This is a genomic window from Candidatus Hydrogenedentota bacterium (assembly GCA_013359265.1).
Classification (GTDB): Bacteria; Hydrogenedentota; Hydrogenedentia; order Hydrogenedentales; family SLHB01; genus JABWCD01.
Genome location: JABWCD010000013.1, coordinates 113,102 through 135,766 on the forward strand (window position 1 = coordinate 113,102; position 22,665 = coordinate 135,766).

General features: G+C 59.2%; 20 protein-coding genes. 14 read left to right on the forward strand and 6 right to left on the reverse strand.

Annotated elements, in window-relative coordinates; all coding sequences use genetic code 11:
- Nucleotides 1-303: 303 nt before the first annotated feature.
- The 11 genes from HUU46_13635 to HUU46_13685 all read left to right on the forward strand — a co-directional run bounded on the left by HUU46_13635 (nt 304) and on the right by HUU46_13685 (nt 9,411).
- Nucleotides 304-588: a hypothetical protein gene (locus tag HUU46_13635; protein ID NUM54681.1), complete on the forward strand. Its 285-nt coding sequence runs from the start codon at nt 304-306 to the stop codon at nt 586-588.
- 252 nt (nt 589-840) lie between these two features.
- Nucleotides 841-2,445, forward strand: coding sequence for a hypothetical protein (locus HUU46_13640; GenBank protein NUM54682.1), 1,605 nt, complete (start codon nt 841-843; stop codon nt 2,443-2,445).
- 127 nt (nt 2,446-2,572) lie between these two features.
- Nucleotides 2,573-3,409, forward strand: a complete 837-nt coding sequence (locus tag HUU46_13645; GenBank protein NUM54683.1) for an aspartate dehydrogenase — start codon at nt 2,573-2,575, stop codon at nt 3,407-3,409.
- Nucleotides 3,410-3,445: 36 nt separating this feature from the next.
- Complete coding sequence (gene rplU / locus HUU46_13650) at nt 3,446-3,757, forward strand: 50S ribosomal protein L21 (protein ID NUM54684.1); 312 nt, start codon at nt 3,446-3,448, stop codon at nt 3,755-3,757.
- A 12-nt stretch (nt 3,758-3,769) separates the two neighbouring features.
- A complete protein-coding gene (gene rpmA, locus HUU46_13655; GenBank protein ID NUM54685.1) occupies nt 3,770-4,033 on the forward strand; it encodes a 50S ribosomal protein L27 in 264 nt (87 codons plus the stop codon).
- A 24-nt stretch (nt 4,034-4,057) separates the two neighbouring features.
- Nucleotides 4,058-5,311 carry a GTPase ObgE gene (obgE, locus tag HUU46_13660; GenBank protein ID NUM54686.1) on the forward strand — a complete coding sequence of 418 codons (1,254 nt, stop codon included), beginning with the start codon at nt 4,058-4,060 and terminating at the stop codon, nt 5,309-5,311.
- 79 nt (nt 5,312-5,390) lie between these two features.
- Nucleotides 5,391-5,840, forward strand: a complete 450-nt coding sequence (locus tag HUU46_13665; GenBank protein ID NUM54687.1) for an ORF6N domain-containing protein — start codon at nt 5,391-5,393, stop codon at nt 5,838-5,840.
- A 23-nt stretch (nt 5,841-5,863) separates the two neighbouring features.
- Nucleotides 5,864-6,970 carry a glutamate 5-kinase gene (gene proB, locus HUU46_13670; protein NUM54688.1) on the forward strand — a complete coding sequence of 369 codons (1,107 nt, stop codon included), beginning with the start codon at nt 5,864-5,866 and terminating at the stop codon, nt 6,968-6,970.
- Entirely contained in the window at nt 6,971-8,251 is a 1,281-nt protein-coding gene (locus tag HUU46_13675) for a glutamate-5-semialdehyde dehydrogenase (protein ID NUM54689.1), read from the forward strand. It abuts the gene before it with no gap.
- A complete protein-coding gene (locus HUU46_13680) occupies nt 8,244-8,855 on the forward strand; it encodes a nicotinate-nucleotide adenylyltransferase (GenBank protein NUM54690.1) in 612 nt (203 codons plus the stop codon). Before HUU46_13675 ends, HUU46_13680 begins: the two co-directional genes overlap by 8 nt.
- On the forward strand, nt 8,824-9,411 hold the full coding sequence (locus HUU46_13685) for an HD domain-containing protein (GenBank protein ID NUM54691.1): 588 nt from the start codon (nt 8,824-8,826) through the stop codon (nt 9,409-9,411). Before HUU46_13680 ends, HUU46_13685 begins: the two co-directional genes overlap by 32 nt.
- A 63-nt stretch (nt 9,412-9,474) precedes the next feature.
- On the opposite strand, the gene HUU46_13690 is transcribed toward HUU46_13685, so the two are convergent.
- Complete coding sequence (locus HUU46_13690; GenBank protein ID NUM54692.1) at nt 9,475-12,912, reverse strand: methylmalonyl-CoA mutase family protein; 3,438 nt, start codon at nt 12,910-12,912, stop codon at nt 9,475-9,477.
- 19 nt (nt 12,913-12,931) lie between these two features.
- Here HUU46_13690 and HUU46_13695 point away from each other — a divergent pair, with 19 nt between their 5' ends.
- Nucleotides 12,932-13,237, forward strand: a complete 306-nt coding sequence (locus HUU46_13695) for a DUF485 domain-containing protein (GenBank protein ID NUM54693.1) — start codon at nt 12,932-12,934, stop codon at nt 13,235-13,237.
- A complete protein-coding gene (locus HUU46_13700; GenBank protein ID NUM54694.1) occupies nt 13,237-15,138 on the forward strand; it encodes a cation acetate symporter in 1,902 nt (633 codons plus the stop codon). The genes HUU46_13695 and HUU46_13700 overlap by 1 nt, the downstream gene beginning before the upstream one ends.
- Before the next feature lie 267 nt (nt 15,139-15,405).
- Here the strand turns inward: HUU46_13700 and HUU46_13705 are convergent, their stop codons facing one another.
- The 5 genes from HUU46_13705 to HUU46_13725 all read right to left on the reverse strand — a co-directional run bounded on the left by HUU46_13705 (nt 15,406) and on the right by HUU46_13725 (nt 20,653).
- Nucleotides 15,406-15,639, reverse strand: a complete 234-nt coding sequence (locus HUU46_13705) for a hypothetical protein (GenBank protein NUM54695.1) — start codon at nt 15,637-15,639, stop codon at nt 15,406-15,408.
- Nucleotides 15,640-15,678: 39 nt separating this feature from the next.
- A complete protein-coding gene (locus tag HUU46_13710; GenBank protein ID NUM54696.1) occupies nt 15,679-17,001 on the reverse strand; it encodes a right-handed parallel beta-helix repeat-containing protein in 1,323 nt (440 codons plus the stop codon).
- Nucleotides 17,002-17,053: 52 nt separating this feature from the next.
- Nucleotides 17,054-17,488 carry a GNAT family N-acetyltransferase gene (locus HUU46_13715; protein NUM54697.1) on the reverse strand — a complete coding sequence of 145 codons (435 nt, stop codon included), beginning with the start codon at nt 17,486-17,488 and terminating at the stop codon, nt 17,054-17,056.
- A gap of 14 nt (nt 17,489-17,502) precedes the next feature.
- Nucleotides 17,503-20,088, reverse strand: a complete 2,586-nt coding sequence (locus HUU46_13720; protein NUM54698.1) for a TIGR03960 family B12-binding radical SAM protein — start codon at nt 20,086-20,088, stop codon at nt 17,503-17,505.
- A 268-nt stretch (nt 20,089-20,356) separates the two neighbouring features.
- On the reverse strand, nt 20,357-20,653 hold the full coding sequence (locus tag HUU46_13725) for a BrnT family toxin (GenBank protein NUM54699.1): 297 nt from the start codon (nt 20,651-20,653) through the stop codon (nt 20,357-20,359).
- A gap of 227 nt (nt 20,654-20,880) precedes the next feature.
- Between HUU46_13725 and deoC the strand changes: the two genes are divergently transcribed.
- The gene (gene deoC, locus HUU46_13730) at nt 20,881-21,534 is read left to right on the forward strand and encodes a deoxyribose-phosphate aldolase (GenBank protein NUM54700.1); all 654 of its coding nucleotides are present in this window, start codon (nt 20,881-20,883) and stop codon (nt 21,532-21,534) included.
- Nucleotides 21,535-22,665 lie beyond the last annotated feature (1,131 nt).

The following is a 22,665-nucleotide window of genomic DNA, read 5'->3' on the forward strand; positions in this document are numbered from 1 at the left end:
GCTCTGCAACGAGCGCACTCCTTTGCATCAAGCGAGTTTCTGGCCCCGCACTCAGAACACTTCTTGCGAAACAAAGACGGTATTGTCACCGCGCACATCACTGCGATAACGCCCAGCATCACAGCAAGATAGATGGTCTTGTCCATCGCCCATCCAGTCCAACTGCCTTGGGCCACCGCAACTCGGCGCGTTGCCTACTCATTATACCGCAATTCTAACGACGCGGCCAACAAGTGTCAATGATTAACCCGTCGTCCCGTCAGTATCACTGGACACTTCCAAGGCTTAGGCGTCCAGGGCAAAATGCTGAAAATGCTTGCCCCGCTCCAGTACCGTGGCGCCAGCGCAGTCGGCAGCAGCGCAACCCAATTCGCCTCGTTCCATTGCGGCGGCGGCGGTCCGGACTTTACGATGGCGCGGACGCAGGACGTTGTGCCGACGCCTGCGTTGCGGACGGCAGGAGTCGAGAATCAATGCATGGGGACAAGCGGCATCCGAATGCGAAGCGATCCCGAACAAAGTCTGACCTTGGCGGACCCGCGGCGGAACGGCGGCGTGCCATTGCGGTTTCCGCCGGCTTGGCAATAATTACCTTCGCCACCTTTGCCGGATCGCTCTCCAACGGCTTCATCGACACGTATGACGACAGGTTTTACGTACTGAAAAACCCCAACATCCAAGACGGGGTGACGATATCGAGCATTACGTACGCGCTGACCGGGGTATGTGCCGCGCACTGGTGCCAAGCTATCATGCTCTCGCACGTTCTGGGTGTGCGGCTCATTGGATCAAGCACGTGAGGGCATCGCCTAACCAGCGATAAGGAGAGAGCAAACGAAGTTGGAAGGTCTTGAACTGAAGTTTCCGTCCGGCATGCGGCGTTCCGCCTGTATCGTGTTCGCCCTGGCGGTGACGTATGCCGCAGGGTCGGCATGCGTTGCCACCGCAAACGAGGACGTTCCACCCCTCGCCCGCGTGGCGGTGCCATTTAACCGCCCCCCAGGCGCACCGCAGCAGGGCGACATCTGCTTCTCCAGCCGGTGGCCACGGCCGGAATCTCCAAGGGACCCGCACGATACGTTCGCCGCCGCGAAGGCATTTCGTGCTACACGGTTCGACTGGTGTTACGCGCCAGACACTGAATACATCAGGAACGTGAAGGCGGCAGGCTATACGTTTTTCGGCGCGATATCCTCGGAATTGGAGGGAGGCGCGGACGGCAGGGGCCGCGAGAAGAACGCGGCGGGCGAAATCATTGGAAACCCGGAACTGTCTCATATGGTCGCGCGCGGCGACGTGAACAGCGACGCATACGCGCAAATCGTCATGCGCCATCTCAAACGCCTTATCGACGGGGGCGCCGATGGCGTCCAGGTTGACGACCCCGGCATGACCTACCACAACACGCTCCATCTTGGTGGGGGCTACGGCGACGAAAGCATGAAACGATTCCGGGAATACCTCGCATTGCATTCAATGCCACACCAGCGCGTCGAATGGGGCATTCCCGAGGACATCTCCGATTTCAATTACGCCAACTACGTGCGCGAACGTAGCGACACGGCGCCTGCTGCGGTGCGCGAACTGTTCGTCGCATTTCATCGCGAATCGTTGACGAACTTCTACGATCGCATTCGTTCCGAAATCGACGCGTACGCGGGACGCCATGTTCCCTTCTCATGCAACAACTGGTCGACAAACGAGCAGGATGCCTTTCCCTTCCGCGAACACTTCGACTTCTGGGTTGGCGAGACCAGCTTGAAATTCGGCCCGCCAACCGCCAAACGAATCTATGAAAAGGTCCGCAACGCCGAGAAGCTCGGCAAAGTGCAGGTATTCAGCCCCCCAAACGACGGACCCGATATCATCCCAACGCGCGAAGCGTATGTCTCGATTACCCGCAAACTCATCGCAATGAGCTATGCATGCGGCTCCGCCACTCTCGTCCCATGGGATGTCTGGCGCCGCGGCGAAGGCACACCGCGTTTCTTCGGCACAATCGATGAATTCGGCGGTCTCTTCAATGGCATCGCCGACAACCGCGCGCTGCTCGATGATCATGAAGAAGTATTCGCGAGTGGCGCTGGAATTGAAATCGCCGAGGGGGCGCAATCAAACGCACCCCCGGTACGGCTGGACGGAGACTCGCAGTCGGTTTTCATGTCGGTCCGCGCCGTTCCACAAAGCGGAACAGCCCCAATCATCGTTCATTTTGTTGAGTGGGCCGACACTCCTTCCTCATTTTCCGTCCTCCTCGCGAATGCCGAATTCGGATGGCCGGCCAACGAACCTATCCGTAGCACGCTTTGCGTACCCGGCGCGGCGCCAAATCCGGCGACCGGAACCCTCGCGGAACCGGGAACAACCGTAATCAGTATTCCTGCACTCAGTCCGTATGGACTGTTAATTGTGCCGCCCCGACCTTCGCCTGGTTCGCAAACGTAACCCGAGGTTTGACTTGCGATTCCGGCGTGTGGTAACCTACGGGACTGCCTGGCAAGCGTGCCGGGCGTGGGATTAGGGAGTGAACAGCCGGGCTCAGCCCCGTCCGGGCTCGAGCGGCGGTGGTTCTTTGTCTCAACGAACTATGCTGAAGATGAAGGTCGGCCTCGTCGGCTGCGGAAATATTGGCGCGGACTTGTGCATTGCGCTCCAGCGCGGCGTCATTCCCGCCGAGATCGTCGCATTGACGGATATCGATGAATCGCGCGCGCGTAAGCTGCTCAATTCGTTTGGATTGAATGCGATTATCTGCGACTTGGACGAAAATGCGGCGGCCTGCGACTTTATCGTCGAGTGCGCGCAGCCCAGCGTGGTTGAAAGTGTCGTCGCGGCGGCGATTCGCCACCAGCGGGATTGCCTGATCTTAAGCGTGGGCGGTCTGATGGACCACCCCGAGCTGATAGCGGAGGCCCGCGAAAAAGGCGTTGACGTCCGGATTCCATCCGGGGCAATCAGCGGGCTCGACGGCGTTCGCGCCGCGATGGAAGCCGGCCTGCATCACGTGATGTTGACGACGCGCAAGCCGCCCAAGGGACTGGCAGGCGCGCCGTACTTAGTTGAAAATGAGATTGACGTCGAAAACTTGACGGACGCGAAAATCGTGTTCGAGGGATCCGCGCGCGAGGCGTGCAAAGCGTTTCCGCACAACGTAAACGTAGCGGCTGCGTTGAGCCTCACCGGCATCGGCCCCGACGAAACGAAAGTACGCGTCATCGCCGACCCGCGCGCGACCTCGAACACCCACGAGATCGTGGTCGAAGGCGCGTTCGGCATGTTTAAGACAATTACGGAAAATCTGGCGTCACCGCGGAACCCGAAATCGAGTTACCTGGCGTCACTGTCGGCGGTCGCGGAATTGCGCACGGTCGCGAGCCAGTTTGTTGCGCACCATCAAGGGTTGGTTTAACGCGCCCCGCGGCTGGGGCCGGATTGGAGACGAGACATGTACGCAGTGGTTACGACGGGCGGCAAGCAGATTAAGGTCGCGAAGGGCGACCAAGTCCGCGTCGAGAAGATCGAGGCGCCGGTCGGCGACCGCATCGAGTTGGGAAATGTCCGCCTCGTCGCAAAGGACGACGGAATTGTCGTCGATCCGAAAAAGCTCGCGGACGCGAAGGTAGTATGCGAGGTGACCGAGCAGGATAAGTCGAAAAAAATCCTCGTGTACAAGAAGAAACGCCGCAAAGGTTTTCAGCGCACGAAGGGCCATCGCCAACCATACACGCAATTGAAAGTCACGGACATCGTTCTGTAGGGAGTTTCCGAAATGGCAACAAAGAAAGCCGGCGGCAGTTCACGTAACGGCCGCGATTCCGCATCGCAACGTCTCGGCATTAAGCGCTTCGGCGGCGAAGCCGTGCGCGCGGGCAATATCCTCGTGCGCCAGCGCGGCACCACATTCTTCCCCGGCACAAACGTCGGCATCGGCAAAGACGACACCTTGTTCGCTCTAATCGACGGCGTCGTGCGGTTCCGCCAAACGCGGAAGGACCGCAAGTGCGTCGACGTCATTGAAGCGGCCGCGGAGTAGCGCCGCCCACTGGAGCGGCACGCCATGTTCGTCGATCGCGCGCGGGTCCGTGTTACGGGTGGCGCGGGAGGCAATGGCTGCCGCAGCTTTCGCCGCGAAAAATATGTGCCTCGCGGCGGCCCCAACGGCGGCGATGGCGGCAACGGCGGCTCGGTCTTCTTCGAAGCCAACAGCCGATACACCTCGCTTCTCGACCTCAAATACCACACGCATTGGAAGGGCACGCCCGGTGTCCACGGTTCCGGTTCGGACTGCCACGGTAAGAACGGTGAGGACCTGATCATTCCCGTCCCTTTGGGGACGATCGTCAAACCGCTGGACAGCGACGACACACTCGCCGATTTGGTCGAGGAAGGCCAGCGCTTCCTGGCGGCGACCGGCGGGCGTGGCGGGCGCGGAAATGCACGGTTCGCGACCGCCACCGAACGCGCGCCCCAGTTTGCCGAACTCGGCGAACCTGGCCGTGACGCGGAATACCTTCTCGAACTCAAAGTCATAGCCGAAGTCGGCCTCGTCGGCCTGCCAAACGCCGGCAAGTCCACGTTCCTCGCGGCAGTCACCGCCGCGCGTCCGAAGATCGCGCCGTACCCTTTCACCACCCTCTCCCCCAATCTCGGCGTCGTCTCCCTGAGCGACTTCCGCACGCTCACAATCGCCGATATCCCCGGCATCATCGAAGGCGCAGCCGAAGGCAAAGGGCTGGGACACGACTTCCTCCGTCACATCGAACGCACCAAGGTCCTGCTGTTTCTCATCGACCTCGGCGACGACGACCCCATTAAGACCCGCGACATTCTCGAGTCCGAACTCGCGCAGCACAGCGCCGTGTTCGCCACACGCCCGCGCGTTTTCGCGCTCAACAAGGCCGACATTCCCGAAAACCGCGAACGGTTCAAGAAACTCCGGAAGAAGTTCGATTCGCCTTGGCTCATCTCCGGCGCGACGCGGGAAAGCGTCGATCATTTACTCGAGCACCTCTGGAAACTCGTTGACCAATTGCGCCGCGACGAACTGGCCGAGCCAAGAGAACCCGAACTGGCCGAGTACGCATATGAAGCCCCATTTACGGTAGAACGCGTGGAAGGCGGCTTTCGCGTCAACGGCAAAGTCGCCGTCCGCGCCGTACGCATGACCAACTTTGACAACGAAGACGCCGTCCGCCACCTGCAGAAACGCTTCAAAAAAATGGGCATCCTCAAGGCCCTCAAACGGCTCGGCGCCGAAGAAGGCGCAACCGTCTACGTCGCCGACGCCGAATTGGAATATCATCCGGAGTAAGGGCAGTAACGTGGAGAACAGTCCCATATCCTCGGACAGAATCGAAGCGGCAATCTACCGTATCCGCGGTCAAAACGTAATCATGGACGCGGACCTTGCGAAATTGTACGGCGTAACCACAAAGGTGCTACTTCAATCGGTCAAACGAAACATGGCGAGGTTCCCCGCGGACTTCACGTTTGTCCTTACACGGCAGGAGTTTACAATCTTGAGGTCACAAATTGTGACCTCAAGTTGGGGAGGCCGGCGCACGCTCCCGTACGCGTTCACAGAGCAAGGGGTAGCGATGCTATCGAGTGTGCTCCGGAGCGAACGAGCTATAGCCGTCAACATCCAGATCATGCGGACATTTGTGCGCATTCGACGGATGATATCCAACAACGAGGGATTGTCTCGAAGGTTGGACGCTTTGGAAGAGAAATACGACGGACAGTTCAAGGTGGTTTTCGACGCTATTCGGCAGATAATGCGTCCACCTAATCCGAAGCGAAATCCAATCGGCTTCGTCAAGACGGATAAATCAAAGTAATTGCACGACTTCAGTAACATACAATGCAAACAGTAGTCATAAAAGTTGGCACAACGTTGCTCACCGGTGAACGCGGTTTCGACGGCCAGATCGTCGAAGGTTTGGTCAAAGAGATCGCCACGCTCAAGAAGGAACGCGATCTCAATGTCCTCATCGTGTCCTCCGGCGCAATCGGGTGCGGCATGCATACGCTCAAATTGACGGAGCGTCCAAAGGTCCTGCCTTTGAAGCAGGCCACCGCCGCCATCGGTCAGGCGCGCCTCATGCATTTCTATCAGGTGCTGTTTGAATCCTATGGGAACGGCCTGCAAACGGCGCAGGTATTGCTGACGTCGTCCGACCTCGACGACCGCCAGCGGTACCTCAACATCCGCAATACCATCCATACGCTCTTCTCGCTGAAAACCGTCGTGCCTATCGTCAACGAAAACGATTCCGTCGCCACGGACGAATTGCGCTTCGGCGACAACGACACGCTCTCTGCGCGTGTCGCATCGAAGATTGACGCAGACATGCTCGTCATCCTCAGCGACATTGACGGGCTGTACGACCGAAACCCGAGCAGACACAAAGATGCAAAACTGATTGAATCGGTCCAGCTCGTCGACGACTCGATTGAGGCGCTCGCGGAAGACACCGGCGTTGCGACGTCGGTCGGCGGTATGAAGACGAAACTCCACGCCGCGCGCATCGCCTGCTCGTCGGGATTGATTACGGTGATCGCGAACGGACACACCCCCGGCATTCTGCGAAGCGTGTTCGACGGCACCGCCCGCTGCACCCGGTTCGGCGCTTCCTCCGCCGTCATGCCACATCGTAAACGCTGGATTGCCTTCGGCCGCTCGACGCGCGGCGCGCTCGATATCGACGACGGCGCGCGTAACGCCCTGCTCAAGCAGGGCCGAAGCCTCCTCGCCGCGGGCATTACCGGTGTCACGGGATCCTTCGATATGGGCGCCTCTGTCCGCATCCGCGACGGCTCCGGCAAGGACGTCGCCTGCGGGCTCGTCAACTACTCCAGCGGCGATATCGCCCGCATAAAAGGTTGCAAAAGCAGCGAAATCCACGCCATTCTAGGCCGAAAGGATTTCGATGAAGTGATCCATCGCGACAATCTGGTGCTCCTTTAGATGGCGACGTTATCCCAAGATGAAGTTTCCGATTTGCGCAGCGAAATTGCGTCGATCGGCAGAAGGGCCCGCGCTGCGTCGAATGTGCTGCGCACGCTCTCATCCTCCCTCAAGGATTCCGCGCTTGCTGGGATTGCACGGCGGCTGCGCGACTCGCACGTCGAATTAATCGCAGAGAATGAGAAAGACCTCGACACCGGCCGTAAGAAAAACCTCTCCTCCGCGATGCTCGACAGGCTGGCGCTCACGCCGAAGCGCATCGACGCAATGGCGGATGGCCTGGAGCAAGTTGCCGCGCTTCCGGATCCCGTTGGAGACATCGTTTCGCAAGTAGTTCGACCGAACGGATTAAAGATCGCACAAATCCGCGTTCCGCTTGGCGTCGTCGGGATCATCTACGAGAGCCGCCCGAACGTGACCGCGGATGCGGCGGCCTTGTGCTTAAAATCGGGCAATGCGTGCATCCTTCGCGGCGGATCGGAAGCCATCCATTCGAATCTTGCGATTGCCAAAATCTTTCAAGAAGTCGCAACCAATGCGGGTGTACCCGACAACGCCGTGCAGATGATTTCCACGACGGATCGCAACGCCGTCGGCGAAATGCTGAAGCTGGACAAATACATTGACGTTATCGTGCCCCGCGGTGGGAAGAATCTCATCGAACGCATTTACGCGGAGTCGCGCATACCGGTCGTCGCCCATCTCGACGGCATCTGCATCACGTACGTCCATTCCGATGCGGACCTCGCCATGGCAAAGCGCGTCTGCCTTAACGCGAAACTCCAGCGCCCCGGCACCTGCAATGCCATGGAGACCATGCTTGTGCATTCCGATGTGGCGACTGCATTTCTCCACGAGATTGGACGTGAACTGCTCACCGCCGGATGCGAGATCCGAGGTTGCGAACGCACGCAGAGGTTGATTGCGTGTACGCCCGCCAAACCGGACGATTTCGAAACCGAATTTCTCGACAAGATTCTTGCGGTCAAAGTTGTCGATTCGCTGGATGAAGCGATCGCGCATATCGGCGAGCACGGTTCGCACCATTCTGACGCCATTATCACGGCAAGCTATGACGCCGCCGAACGCTTCCTGAACGAAGTCGACAGCGCGACGGTCTATGTCAATGCGTCAACCCGCTTCACGGACGGGTTCGAGTTTGGTCTCGGCGCCGAAATCGGCATCAGCACGAACAAGCTGCATTGCCGCGGCCCGATGGCGCTCAAAGAACTTACCAGCCTGAAGTACATCATACGGGGCTCCGGTCAGATTCGTGAGTGACCCGTGCCGCATCGGTGTCTTCGGCGGCACCTTCGATCCGATCCATAACACGCACCTCGCGATCGCCCGTGCCGCACGCCAGCAGGCGGACCTCGATATTGTGCTGTTCGTAGTCTCGGCGCAACCACCGCACAAACACGGCGCAACGTTCGCCACCGCCGAGGATCGCCTTGCCCTGGTGGAAGCCGCCGTCGCCGACGTGCCCGGTATGAGGGCCAGCCGAATCGAACTGGATCGCGTGGGCCCGTCGTACACCGCGGACACCCTCGAAACCCTCCACAGGGAATACCCGCAAACAGAACTCTTTCTCATCATCGGTATGGATTCACTGATCGATCTGCCGAAATGGCGCACGCCGGATCGCATTCTCGCGCGCGCACACCTGTTGGTCGTGCCGCGGCCCGGTGACGCCGAAATCCCGGCGCTCGTACAAGGCCGTCATACGATGCTCGACTTCCCGAAGTCCGATGTCTCATCGACAGACATTCGCGCGCGCATCGAGTCCGGCGACCCTTGCGCCGACGTCCTCCCCCCGTCCGTCGCAGCCCTTATTCAACAACGAGGCCTTTATCGTGAGTGCGCTGAACATTCCACGCGCGGATGAGTTCGTCGCGCGCCTGCGACAGCGCCTCAGCGAGAACCGCGTGCGCCACTGTATCTCCGTCGCCGAGACCATGTGGTGCATCGCCGGCGCAATCGGCATCAACCCGGAGCGCGCCGCCGTCGCCGGATTGCTTCACGACATGTGCAAGGCGTTTACCCCCGCGGACATGCTGGCCGCCGCCGAGCGTTACCGCATTGCGGTTACCGAAACACAACGCCAACGTCCGGCGCTCCTGCATGGCCACGTCGCCGCCGAGGAGGCACGACACGAACTCGGCGTCGCACATGATGACGTCTACGAAGCCATCGCGTGGCACGTGACGGGCCGTCCCCAAATTGGCCCGCTTGCCCTTGCCCTCTATTACGCCGACTTCTCCGAACCGTTCCGAGAATTCGATGAAGCATTGGTCGCGCGAGACATATACAGGCGAGAAGGTTTGCGCAAAGCCGTGTCGTATATTGCGCATGCAAAGATTGAGCGGCTAATGAACAAGAAAGGCCTTGTCGATCCCCACGCGCATGATTTCCGGCTCTGGCTACAAACACAGAACGCATAATTCAAACAACGGGGCGCCGGGGCACAGGGTGGGGCGAGGCTCCGTCCGAGCCTTTTCGGGGGTTTACATACTTCTCCTGTACCGCCCGCCCACCTCGAACAACGCCTGCGTAATCTGCCCCAGCGAGCACGTTCGCACCGTCTTCATCAATTCTTCGAAAATGTTGCCGTCCGAGAGCGCGACCTGCTGCAGCGACCGAAGCGAAGCTTTCGATTCGCTTGCATATCGTGCATGAAACTCGCGCAATCGCCGGAGTTGTGCCGCCTTTTCGTCTTCCGTCGCGCGCATCAGGTCAAGCTTTTCGGTCTTTTCGACATGATCCTGATTCGGATTCAGGAAACAATTCACCCCGACAATTGGATATGCTCCGCTCGTCTTGAGCGACTCGTAATAGAGCGATTCCTCCTGAATCTTCGAGCGCTGGTATCCAGTCTCCATGGCGCCCAACACACCGCCGCGATCGGACAGGCGCTCGAATTCTTTCAGGATCGCTTCCTCCACGAGATCGCTCAGCTCATCAATAATGAACGACCCTTGCAGCGCATTCTCGTTGCCGTAGATGCCGAATTCCTTGTTGATAATTTGTTGGATCGCCAGCGCGCGCCGGACAGACTCCTCGGAAGGTGTCGTCACCGCTTCGTCGTATGCGTTCGTGTGCAGAGAGTTGCAGTTATCGTTCAGCGCCATGAGCGCCTGTAACGTGGTGCGAATATCGTTGAACTCGTATTCCTGGCTGTGCAATGACCTGCCGCTGGTCTGAATATGCACCTTGAACTTCTGCGACCGTTCGTTCGCGCCGTACTTGTCGCGCATCGCCACGGCCCAGACGCGCCGCGCCACGCGATTGATCACCGCGTATTCCGGGTCCATCCCGCTCGAAAAGAAGAACGACAAATTCTGCGCGAAGTCGTCGATATGCATTCCGCGCGAGAGGTAGTACTCGACAAAGGTAAACCCATTCGCAAGCGTGAACGCCACTTGCGAGATCGGATTGCATCCGGCTTCGGCCATGTGGAACCCGGAAATTGACACGGAATAGAAATTGCGCACGTCGTGGTCGATGAAGTACCGCTGAATGTCGCCCATCATTCGCAACGCGATGTCTACCGAAAAGATGCACGTGTTCTGCGCCTGATCCTCCTTCAGGATATCCGCCTGGACCGTCCCCCGCACCGAGCGCAGCGCGTCGTCCCGAATGGCTGCGGACTCTTCCGCGTTTGGCTCGCGCCCCTTCTCCGCCGCGAACCTGGCAATCTGCTGGTCGATGGCGGTATTCAAGAACATCGCGAGTATCATCGGCGCCGGACCATTGATGGTCATCGATACGCTCGTATTCGGCGCACACAGATCGAAGCCGTCATATAATACCTTCATGTCGTCGAGCGTTGCTATCGAAACACCCGATGTGCCGACTTTGCCATAAATATCCGGGCGCTCGTCCGGGTCCCAGCCGTACAGTGTCACGCTGTCAAAGGCGGTCGAGAGCCGTTTTGCCTCGGAGTTGCGCGACAGGTATTTGAACCGCCGGTTGGTCCGCGCGGCGTCTCCTTCGCCGGCAAACATGCGCGTCGGTTCTTCGTCAGCCCGTTTGAACGGGAAGACGCCGGCCGTAAACGGAAATCGGCCCGGCACATTTTCCAACAGTACCCAGCGCAATATGTCGCCGGGATTGCGAAACCGAGGCAACGCTACGCGCGGCACACGCGTACCCGACAAACTCTCTCGGTACAGTGGCGTTCGCACTTCGCGCTCGCGCACGCGATACATGAACTCGTCGCCCGAATAGTCTTTCCGCACACGCTCGAACTCGCGGAGCGCGGCGGCACATTCGGGCGACAGTGAATGTTCCAGTTCGGACTTCCTTGCCGACAGCGCCGTTCGCGCGCCATCATCCAAGGAAAGTTGCTCTAGCGCTCCGTCCAATTGCCACAACTGTTCCGCTATGCGCGCCTGATCCTGGGCCCATGCGCGGTACGTCCGCACGGTTCCGGCGATTTCGGCGAGGTACCGTACCCTGTCCGTGGGCACAATGATTGTCCGTGAGGACGATGTTTTGTACGGAGACCATGGTAACGACGATTTCCAATCAATTCCCGTCTTATCGCGAATGGCTCGAAGTACGCCGTGATACAGCGCGCTAACTCCGTCATCGTTGAATTTCGATGCGATGGTGCCGTACACGGGCATGTCCTCCGGTTTCGCGTCGAACAGCCCGTGGTTACGCTGATATTGCTTGCGCACGTGCCGCAACGCGTCCTCGCTGCCCTTGCGCTCGAACTTGTTGATCGCAACGAGGTGCGCGAAATCGAGCATGTCGATCTTCTCGAGCTGCGACGGCGCTCCGAACTCCGCGGTCATCACATAGAGCGCCACGTCGACGAGCGGGACGATACCCGCGTCGCCTTGCCCAATCCCTGCCGTCTCGACAATGACCCAATCGAACCCCGCCGCCTTTACCACCGCGATGGCGTCGGCCAGCGATTCGGAAATATCGGAGCGCTTCGCGCGTGTCGCCAGCGACCGCATATACACGCGTCCGCGATCAAGCACATTCATGCGGATGCGGTCGCCGAGCAGGGCCCCGCCCGTGCGGCGGCGCGACGGGTCCACGGACAATACCGCGACGGTCTTGTCGGAAAAATCGTTTAAGAAGCGTGTCACGAGTTCGTCGACGAGCGACGACTTGCCCGCACCGCCGGTTCCCGTTACGCCGAGCACGGGAATTGTCTTGTCCGGCGCGTCCGGAAGGCGCTTGCGAATAACGGCCAACAAGCCGTTCTGGCGGTCGTGCCCTTCCTCGATCGCGGTAATGAATCGCGCCACGCGCAAGGAATTATCGGGGGTCAGTTCAAGCGGACCCTCGAGGCAGGGCGAGAAATCCAACGGTGTGTCGACGGACTGCAACAGGTGGTTGATCATCCCCTGCAAGCCCAGTGTACGCCCGTCTTCCGGCGAGTAAATCTTGCTCACGCCCATTGACTCGATTTGCCGGATTTCACTCGGCACGATAACGCCGCCACCGCCACCGAACACCTTGATGTGCGCCGCCCCGCGTTCGCGCAGCAAATCAACGATGTACTGGAAGAACTCGATGTGCCCGCCCTGATACGAACTCACCGCAATCGCGTGCGCGTCTTCCTGAATCGCCGCGTCGACGATCTCCGCCACGGACCGGTTGTGGCCAAGGTGTATCACCTCCGCGCCCGAGTCCTGCAACACCCGCCGCATGATGTTAATCGCCGCGTCGTGACCGTCAAACAGGGACGTAGCGGTCACCACGCGTACGTGGTGTTTGGGATGGTATGCGGCAGTTGTGGCCTTCGTAGACACGCCCAAATCCTTCGGATCGACTATAGGAAAGCGCCTGTGCTGATTCAAAGGAAGCACTTTGCACGCTTGATTTCGTCTAAACTTCAAGGAATCTCCCTCTGCTTTCCCCTCTGGTTTGAAGGCGCGCCCCGGAATCGGGTCTACTACGCACGACAGGGCGCAGGGCAGCATCCGGACTACAAGGGGAACCATGCATCATCACGAAGACCATCCGCACGTCGTCAGCCGTAACGCGCGGTACGGGTTGATACTGTTTGCGGTCTACGTCGTGCTTTACGGCGGGTTCGTATTCCTGGCGGTGTTTCGCACGCCCGTCATGGGCGCGGTGATGCCCGGCGGGGCGAATCTCGCCATCGCGTATGGATTCGCATTAATTGGCGCGGCCCTCGTGCTTGCGCTCGTTTACGTCTACCTGTGCAGTCGTCCCGTCCCGCACGGACCGGCGCCCGACGCGCGCGACGAAACGCAACCCGCCACCGACGCGGACCGCCGCTGATGTATTACTCCACGTCGCTCATAGCCATCGTGGTCTTCATGTTCTTTGTCGCCGTCGTACTCGGCCTATCCTTCTACCTCGCACGGCGCGGGCAGACTGCAAAGGGATATTACGCCGCGCACGGTCAAATTCATTGGGCGGTGAACGGAGTCGCGTTCGCGGGCGACTACCTCAGCGCGGCGTCTTTCCTCGGTATCTGTGGGTTGATCGCGTCCTACGGTTACGACGGTTTTCTTTATTCAATCGGTTATCTCGCCGGTTGGGTGGTCGCGTTGTTCGTCATCGCTGAACCGATCAAACGACTCGGCAAATTTACCTTTGCCGACGCGCTCGACAGCTGCTACGATTCCCGCGCGATCAAACTGGCCGTTGCCATCTCCACATTGGCCATCAGCGCGTTTTATCTCATCCCACAGATGGTCGGCGCGGGCGCGCTGATTACACCGTTGCTGGGCCTCCCGCACTACGCGGGCGTGCTTATCGTCGGCATCACCGTAACGCTCATCGTCGTTACCGCGGGCATGGTCTCCACGACCTGGGTCCAGTTCATCAAGGGATTCTTGCTCGTCCTGTTCTGCGCCGCCCTCACCACGATGATTCTTTCACGCGGCTTTACAGCCACACCCGTTGAGTCGCCGTGGAACCCCGAGGCTATGCGCGCAGACGTCGGCGAGAAGATGTGGGACAAGGGCATTCAACTCGACGAAAATGCGTGGCCGGGCAAACCCTACGTGAAAGCGATATCGAGCGAGGGCGTCGAGTCCGTCATGCGCGTAACCGATGCGGGATGGATCACCACACAATCGGTTACCATCAAGCCGGATGGCACAAGACTCGTGAACGGCCGCACGCAATCGCGCGACCACGACCTCTCTCCCGTCGGCACCATCGCCCGGCTGCCCGGCGACGTGGAGCGAACCGGACCCGTCGGTCCCGTCGAGTTCTTCGATATTCTCCGCCAGTCTGAGATCACCACGTGGACGAAAGAAGACCTTAAGAGCGAAGACGGCACGAGAACTGCCGTGTATTACCCGGTGCAGCGGAGCGGCGCCGACTTGCTGAAGCCGGGCGGATACTTCAAGGGTATGACCTCGCCGAACTTCACCGAAAAGCTCGACTTCATTTCGCTCATGCTCGCACTCTTCTGCGGTACCGCATCGCTCCCTCACATTCTCATCCGCTATTACACCGTGAAGGACCAGGCATCCGCGCGCAAGAGCACCGTCGTGGGCATCGCGGCGATCGGATTCTTTTACGTGCTGACACTGTATCTCGGCTTCGGCGCGATGACCTCCGGCGCTATGGACGTCACGGACAACAACATGTCCGCGCCGCTGCTCGCGCGATCGTTCAGCGAACTGATGTTCGCGATCATTTCCGCCATTGCGTTCACGACGGTATTGGGAACGGTGTCGGGCCTTATCATGGCGGGTTCCGGCGCCGTCGCGCACGACCTGCTCGAGAACTTCTTCCGCATCCCCATGAACGATCACCAAAAGGTGCTCTACGGAAAATTTGCGGCCCTGTTGCTCGGGGTCGGCGCAATGGTCCTCGGCGTGCTCTTCAAAAACTTCAACGTCAGCTTTCTCGTCGGCTGGGCATTCAACATCGCCGCCTCCGCGAACCTGCCGGCACTCGTCATGATGCTCTTCTGGCGCCGCACCACGAAGCAGGGCATCGCCGCGGCGGTCTTTGTCGGCATGACGACGTCCCTGCTGTGGATTCTCCTGTCCGGCGACACGTACGCAAAGGTATATGGCTGGGACCCGAAAACGTCGATCATCCCCTTCAGCCAACCCGCGTTGGTGACGATTCCGCTTGGCTTCCTCGTGCTGATCGGCGTTTCACTCATTACGCCCAAGCCCGCGCATTCCGTGGCGGAGGAATTGGCGGAAGGTTAACTTAGAGCCGCTTCAGGCGTTCATCGTATTCGGCGTGAGAGCCGATCCAGTCCCTGCTAATGCAGTCACCCGCACGCCGCCCAAGCGCACGATAGTGTATGCCGATACGAACAGAGTAAATTCGTTCGCTCCGGTTCACACATTTGAAGTCCAAACCGGGATGATATGGGTTTTCCATCCAAAGTTCGTAAGCTCTACGTGCGATCGCTTGAACGGAGGCTGGAAGTTCGGCGAATAGTGCGTGGAAGTCATCTGTGAGGAAGGAATTCAAGCCTGATGTTTGGCAAGAAATTCTTCAAGCGGCATCGTCTTACCTTCCCGAACTTGTTCATCAACACGGGCCGCCATTTTCTGCCACTGCTCGTCAGTAGTCTTTGCGAACAGCGCATTCCACGTCTGGTCAGCGGTGAGTTCCGTTAGAATTCGTTCGGCGATAGCATCTTGTTCGGCGATAGATAGTTTTTCGATTTCGCCCAACGCTTTTTGCATCAGTTCCGTCATCTCGATATTTTAGCCTGAATCTCCGCTGGAGCACGACCCCTACTTGCTCTCCACCGATACATTCGCCACCCCACTCTTTCCGGGATGAAAGATGTTGTTCCGAAAAACGAGTCCCTTCGGGCTCGGCTCCTGCGCGATGTACACAGCCCATTCGTAGCGTGGGCCGACGGTTTGCGGTTGGCCGTCGATGAGTTCGCCGTCGGAGGCTGAGTCGTACACGACGTTGCCTTCGATGAGCACATCGGTCATTACCGGGTTTTCGGCGAGCTGTCCGGAATCGAGCGTAATGACCCCGCTCCGCTGTTGTTCCCAATTGAACCGTTCGTAGCCCAATCCAAAGTCCGAAAAAATATTGTTGGCGATGATGTTACCCCTCGTGTAGTTGGGGCCGCGCGCGGGCTTCTCGCCGCTGGCCGCTTCCGCGGGATGGGCGAGCGTGCCCGGCATCATCACGAGGCCCCACAGGTCCATGTGCGAGACGGTATTGTTCGCGATGATCACGTTGCGCGCGCCGTGCATGCACTTCAGTCCGATAAACGCGTGGTCGATAATGTTGTTCGAGCACGTCGCGTTGTCGAGATGCATATCGATTCCCTGCGCCGCATTCCGGATCAGGTTGCCGCCGATAAGCACGTGACTCGTTGATTCTGGCGACGACACGGTAATTGCCGAACCCTGGTGCCAGTTGTTCGCATACTCTCCCGGCGGCGCGAGCTTGCCCTTCTTCGTCGGGTTCTTGCCCTCGCAGAACGAGCCAAGCTGGTACTTTTCCTTCGTCTCCTTCGTTGCATACAGCCGCTCTTCCAGCACGCGGTTGTTAATCACCTGCAACCCGCGTGTCTCGTTCACCTGAATGCCCGTGCCATCGATTGCGCGAAACGCATACCCGTACAGTTCACTGGCGGTCCGATCGTCGACACCGATTCGTTTGTAGTTCACAATCTCGCAATCGCGCACCACCGACGATTCGCACTTGATGAGGTAGATGGTCCCCTGCTGGCTACAGTTGTTGACGATGTGTAAATCTGACAGTTCTAACCGCGTGCAGCCCTCCGCGCGCACCCCCGACCCCGTCGAGTCTTCCTTGCCCGGCTCGCGCGTGAGCGTCAAGCCTTCTATCCGGACCCCCTTCGCGTTCTCCACGCGGATAATGTCCGCGTCGGGGTTTGTCTGGATGATCGTCGCGTGGCCGTGAATGACGGTGTTGTCCGCTGTCACAAAAATCGGCTTATCGATCTGGTACGCGCCGTCCGGCAGCGCGATTGTTTTCCCCGCCCCGGCCGCTACGATCGCGTGCACATCGGCATCCTGGGCGATCGCGGACGAAACAAACACAAGCGTCATGATTGCAAAGGCGCGCATGCGGAAAACTCCCTCCTTACTTGTGCGCAATCGATTTGTGCGCCCAGAAAGACTACAACAATTGCTTGTAGAAGTCCCAGGAGTTCGGAATCTGCGTGTAACCAAGGGAACGGTGCGCGGCGGGACTATACGGATAGCTCTCATTCGTATCCGACGCCATTTCCGTGCAGCCACGTTCCCGCGCCCATTGCTCCGCGGCGGCGTTTAACGCGCGACCAACGCCTTGGCGTCGATGCGCAGGATCGACATACCAACCTTCGAGGAAGCCGATACGATTTGAGGTGCAGCCCGGCGCGTCGGTGTGGATCGAAACTTCGGCGAATCCTATGAGCGAGCCGTCCTCTTCAACGGCGAAGAATGCGGCCGTTTCATCGCCTGCTGCCCATGCCTCCTGTTCGGAGGCGAGTTCCTCCGGCGATTCATCGGGCCAGAGCGCACAGCGCATCCGCAGCCATTGTGCGTCGTCGGACGATTGATACGGCCGCACCACCACGCTTGCGGTTAGACCAGTGCGGCCTCGCGTTGCGCTGCGAGGAAGGTATCGCGTTTCATCACGTGCGTGCTAATCGCGTCGAGCCCGAGTAACACAACTATCTCTCGCGGACGCGCGGAGCGGCCGTTCACGATACTTGTGTCGAACTCGACAACAACCTGGTTGCTGGCGGACTGGACAACCTCCAGCCGCGCGATCATGGGACGGATGTCGATGTCCCGCTTCTCGCGGCGTTCGCGCCCCTTCCAGTCTTTCACCTTCACGTCGCGTTCGACGAGGATTTCTTCGGCGTCGAGGATTTCGGCGATGCGTGCGGCGACCGTGTCACCATTCGCATTGGCCGTCAGGGTGTAGGCATACCCGGAACACGCCGCCATGAGCGCGGGCGCTTTCAGCGGCACTTCCTCGACGCTAATCGCGCGGAAGCCTGTCGCGAGTGTTGCCTGCAGACGCCCCAGCAACTCGCGCGGGTCAACGCGCTCTTTCAGCACGATGTCCATATAATCGCCGACCGACTCCTCGCCCACGGGCGCGGCGGTGGCGAACGTGATCTTCGGGTGCGCGTGAAACCCCTGCGAGTACGACAGCGGCGCGCGCGCGCGTCGCAACGCCCGCACCCACGCATTCATCAGTTCGAGATGCGACAGAAAGCGCACTTCGCCCGAGCGACCGATGCGGAAGCGCAGCCGCTGTACCGGGTCCGGTTCGACATACTTGGGAATCGGCGTCGGTTGCCAGTTCTGCTCGTCGATGCGGCCCTGTTTCTGCCGCTTCAGCATGTGCTTACACAGTTCCCGCTCGCGATAGATCACGCCGCAGAGGTGGCACTTGCCCGCCCGGCAATCCTGCGCGTGCTTCAGTTCCATCGCGCGCCGCCAGTCTTCCTGGAACCACTGCTTGGGAATAAGTACGTCGATATGGTCCCACGGCAACCGCTCATCCAACGCGCGCTCGCGAAACGCCTCCTTCACATCGAAGCCTGTCTGATCGACGGCCTTCAACCACGCATCGAAGTTGAGATATTCGCTCCACGACTCTAACCGCGCTCCATTGCGCCACGCCGCTTCCAGCAGGTCCGCGCCACGACGGTCCGCGCGCGTCAACAACCCCTCAATGAAAGTCGTCTCCGGTTCGTGACGCCCGAACTTGATTGCGGAATTGTTCTTGAATCCCTTCTCCAAAATCCCCTGCCGCCGGTACGCCTCCTCCAGCGAAATCTGCTCGGCCCACTGGAACGGTGTGAACGGCTTCGGGACGAACGTTGACACACCTGTGTTGACTCTCGCCTTTGGATTGATCGACCTCCCCAACTTCAACGTGCGCAGGCAGAGATCGACGATCGCCTCGACATCTTCATCGCGTTCCGTCGGCAGCCCGATCATGAAATACGTCTTCACGTGGTTCCAGCCGCGCTTGTACGCCTCCGACGACATGCGCAACAGGTCTTCGTCCGGAATCCACTTGTTGATGACCGCGCGCAACCTTGGCGTCGCCGCCTCCGGCGCGAAGGTTAGTCCGCTGCGGCGCACACCCGCGACCATGTCCGCAAGCTCGACGGAAAACGAATCCAGCCGCAGCGACGGCAACGACACGCTGACGTTGTCCTTCGCTGCCCGCCGCGCGGCCTGCTCAACCAACATCCGCGGCCGCGAGAAATCGCAGGTCGACAGCGACACCAGCGACACTTCTTCGTAACCCGTCGCCGCGAGCGTGCGTTCCATCAACTCGTCGATCTTCTCCAAACTGCGCTCGCGCACGGGCCGCGTCACCATACCCGCCTGGCAGAACCGGCACCCTTGTGTGCACCCGCGCAACACTTCGAGACCGACGCGATCGTGAACCTGCTGCGTGTACGGCACGATATAGTTCGCTGGGAACGTCGCGCCATCGAGGTTCTGCACCGTGCGCTTCACGATCTTCGGCGCATCTTCCTTCGGTAGAATGCGCCCGTCCGGCATTGTCTCGAAGGGATACAACTCAGGCACGTACACGCCTTCGAGCTTCGCCAGCGCCTCGAGCCGCTCACGGCGCGGCTTGCCCTTCATCGCGCGCAACAAATCCGCGATCTCGACGATCGCGTCCTCGCCCTCGCCGATCACAAAGAAATCGATAAATGGCGCGAGCGGTTCAGGATTAAACACCGACGGCCCGCCCGCCATCGTCAGCGGGTGCGATTCGTCGCGGTCCTTCGTGCGCAGCGGTATTCCGGCAAGATCGATCGCGTTGAGGATGTTCGTGTACGTCAGTTCCGATTGCAGCGTGAACCCGATCACGTCCATCGCGCCAAGCGGGTCTTTCGACTCGTTCGTAAACAGCGGCAACCCGCGTTCCCGCAGGATCGCCTCCATGTCCGGCGCCGGCGCATACGCGCGCTCGCACCAGCACCACGGCCGCTCGTTCAGGATCGCGTACAGGATCAGGATGCCGAGGTTTCCCAACCCCAAGTCGTACAGGTCGGGAAACACGAGCGCCACGCGCAGCTCGACGTCCCTCAAGTCCTTGTGCGTGGAATTCAACTCCGTGCCCAGATACCGCGAAGGCTTTTGGACAAGCGGGAGGACTTCTCGTTGAAGTATGGTACGCAACATTGACATGGGCTAAATACCTTGCGAAAACAATCGTACAATTCGCGGCGCTCGGACTAAAGAATCGGCAGGAATTGAATGCGACGTCCCAGCTTACGGCAACTTACGCATTCTAATCACAGACCGAAGGGCGTCGTTTACCGCCTCGTCACTCGAAAACGCGCTCGTGACGTCTGGTGCCAGCAGAACTAGATTGGTCCCTTCCCGATAGCGCTTGGAGTACTTTCCTTGCACGCCCCGTTTCAGGATTGGGGCGAGATCGTACTCCGGCCGCAATTCATCTGTCTTTGCGGGCTTTGACTTCGTTTTCATATGTTGTGCGCTCCGTGCGCGTTAGTTTACGCGCGCTAATGATTCGTATCGTTTCGCCGCGTTCTGTGTAGGCGACGAGCAATACACGTCCGTTCAAAGAGTTCCCAACCATAACGAATCGGTCTTCATCCTCCGAACGATCAGGATCGAACGCCGTGATACTCGGTGGATTTGCAGAGACCGATGCCGCCTCGGACAACGTCCCGTCATGTTTTCGCGAATTTGCGGCAGCCTTAACTGTGTCCCAGGAAAACCGTAACATAATCTCCGGGCCGCGTTGGTTCTTGCCGGACTCTTCTAAAGTCTAAGTATACACGCTGACACAGTGCTTTCGCGATTTTAGCCATATATGAGCGGGCAGCCAAAGCGCTACCGGCACGATGTCCATTAATCCATCTAATCCATCGCGCGTCAAAACGTGAAGTGGACTTAAGGCCGTAAGATCGACAGACTATGTGCCGCTAAGAGGAATCTGCGCTTATGACCCGAATCGAACTGGCAAAACGAATCGATCACACCATCCTCCGCGCGGACGCAACGCAAACGGACATTGCGGACCTGTGCGATGAGGCGATGCAATTTGGTTTCGCCGCGGTATCGATCAATCCTGCATGGGTTTCCTTTTGCGCAAAGCGCCTCAATGGTTCCGGCATACACGTGAATTCAACTATCGGCTTTCCGCTTGGCGCGAACACCGCGGCCGTGAAGGTGGCCGAGGCGCGCGACGCCGTAAAGAACGGCGCCACCGAGCTGGACATGGTCATCAACATCGGCGCGCTGAAATCCGGCTACGCCGATTTCGTCGAACGCGAGATCGCCGCCGTCGTGAAATCCGCTGAAGGCGTACCCGTCAAAGTCATCCTCGAAACAAGCCTCCTCACGACGGACGAAAAGATTCTCGTCTGCGAGATGGCCTCGCGGGCCGGCGCCGCATTCGTCAAGACCTCGACGGGCTTCGGCCGCGCCGGGGCCACGACGGACGACGTCGCCCTCATGCGGCAAGTCGTCGGTCCCAAGCTCGGCGTCAAGGCAGCCGGCGGCATCCGCACTTACGCTGACGCCATCGCCATGATCACCGCCGGCGCCGACCGCATCGGTACGAGTTCCGGTGTCGCGATTCTCAAGGAGATGCCAGCCGAGTAGCGTTCAACGGGTCCCGACCCGCGCTGGTGTCCTCGCCACTTGCCTCTGGACGAATTGCGCAAATGACGTTTTCGCGTCGACGCGAAATTCGGGCAAAAGCTGTTTGCCGCACTTGCCATCGTCGTCGTGCGGATCGCCGGGATACGTGTGCTCGATTCCGCGCGTGTAATGCCGGACTGAGGAATATCCTTTCAATACCTTGCCCAGTGTGTTGCACTCACGCACCACGTAAATGACGAGAATGTGGGACTTTGGGGGCAATGGCAAAGCAGAGCTTTTCAAGAGCGCGTTACGAAGTGGAAACTTCGTAACGAGTTACAGGGTGTTGCACTCACGCACCACGTAAATGACGAGGATGTGTGGCTTTGGGGCAATGCCAAAGCAGAGCTTTTCAAGAGCGCGTTACGAAGTGGAAACTTCGTAACGAGTTACAGGGTGTTGCACTCACGCGCCGCGTAAATGACGAGAATGCTGGGCTTTGGGGCATTGCCAAAGCAGAGCTTTTCAAGAGCGCGTTAGGAAGTGGAAACTTCGTAACGAGTAGGAAGGACCTAAGCGACCAAAAGGACATAAACGACGGCGGGCGGGATCGGTAGTTTGACGAGCAGGACTTGCGGGGAGGAGGACAAAATGGCAGACCACCCTACCTTGGGACGCTATGGCCCGATCTGTTGCAGAGGGGCTGGGGGGTGTGGCGAGATTTTTTTGACGATTCAAGGGGGGGTCGGGGGCCAAAATCGTCGTAAGCCCATGTTTCATCGTCGTCACTGGTTTGACACCCCGGGTGTGCAGGGGTGCAGACAGTTCAAGGCGGTACCGGCGCAAGCCGCGGATCATGGGTTTCGGGTGTCGAGTGCAGATGTGTAACGGGACCGGTGGGTGTAATGGATTTCTCATTTTGCTGTCCGAAATTGCGACAAGAACACAAAACTCGTCGGGGGCAGGCCGCCCTCACGGCTGTGTGCGCATGAACCTGGTTGACGGCACCGCAAGAATGAGTCTGGACAGGCCGCCCCTCACTTCATATGCCCAGGGCGTGCTCCCCTAAAAGTAGACCAGTTGGAATGTTAGGATCTCCGGGCATGAAGGAGGTCCGAGATGAAGAAGAAGCGGTTTACGGAAGAGCAGATT

Coding starts and splice junctions, on each gene's coding strand:
- HUU46_13635 (NUM54681.1), top strand. CDS start 304: ATGCTGAAAATGCTTGCCCCGCTCCAGTACCGTGGCGCCAGCGCAGTC.
- rplU (NUM54684.1), top strand. CDS start 3,446: ATGTACGCAGTGGTTACGACGGGCGGCAAGCAGATTAAGGTCGCGAAG.
- rpmA (NUM54685.1), top strand. CDS start 3,770: ATGGCAACAAAGAAAGCCGGCGGCAGTTCACGTAACGGCCGCGATTCC.
- obgE (NUM54686.1), top strand. CDS start 4,058: ATGTTCGTCGATCGCGCGCGGGTCCGTGTTACGGGTGGCGCGGGAGGC.
- proB (NUM54688.1), top strand. CDS start 5,864: ATGCAAACAGTAGTCATAAAAGTTGGCACAACGTTGCTCACCGGTGAA.
- HUU46_13675 (NUM54689.1), top strand. CDS start 6,971: ATGGCGACGTTATCCCAAGATGAAGTTTCCGATTTGCGCAGCGAAATT.
- HUU46_13690 (NUM54692.1), bottom strand. CDS start 12,912: ATGCTGCCCTGCGCCCTGTCGTGCGTAGTAGACCCGATTCCGGGGCGC.
- HUU46_13695 (NUM54693.1), top strand. CDS start 12,932: ATGCATCATCACGAAGACCATCCGCACGTCGTCAGCCGTAACGCGCGG.
- HUU46_13700 (NUM54694.1), top strand. CDS start 13,237: ATGTATTACTCCACGTCGCTCATAGCCATCGTGGTCTTCATGTTCTTT.
- HUU46_13705 (NUM54695.1), bottom strand. CDS start 15,639: ATGACGGAACTGATGCAAAAAGCGTTGGGCGAAATCGAAAAACTATCT.
- HUU46_13710 (NUM54696.1), bottom strand. CDS start 17,001: ATGCGCGCCTTTGCAATCATGACGCTTGTGTTTGTTTCGTCCGCGATC.
- HUU46_13720 (NUM54698.1), bottom strand. CDS start 20,088: ATGTCAATGTTGCGTACCATACTTCAACGAGAAGTCCTCCCGCTTGTC.
- HUU46_13725 (NUM54699.1), bottom strand. CDS start 20,653: ATGTTACGGTTTTCCTGGGACACAGTTAAGGCTGCCGCAAATTCGCGA.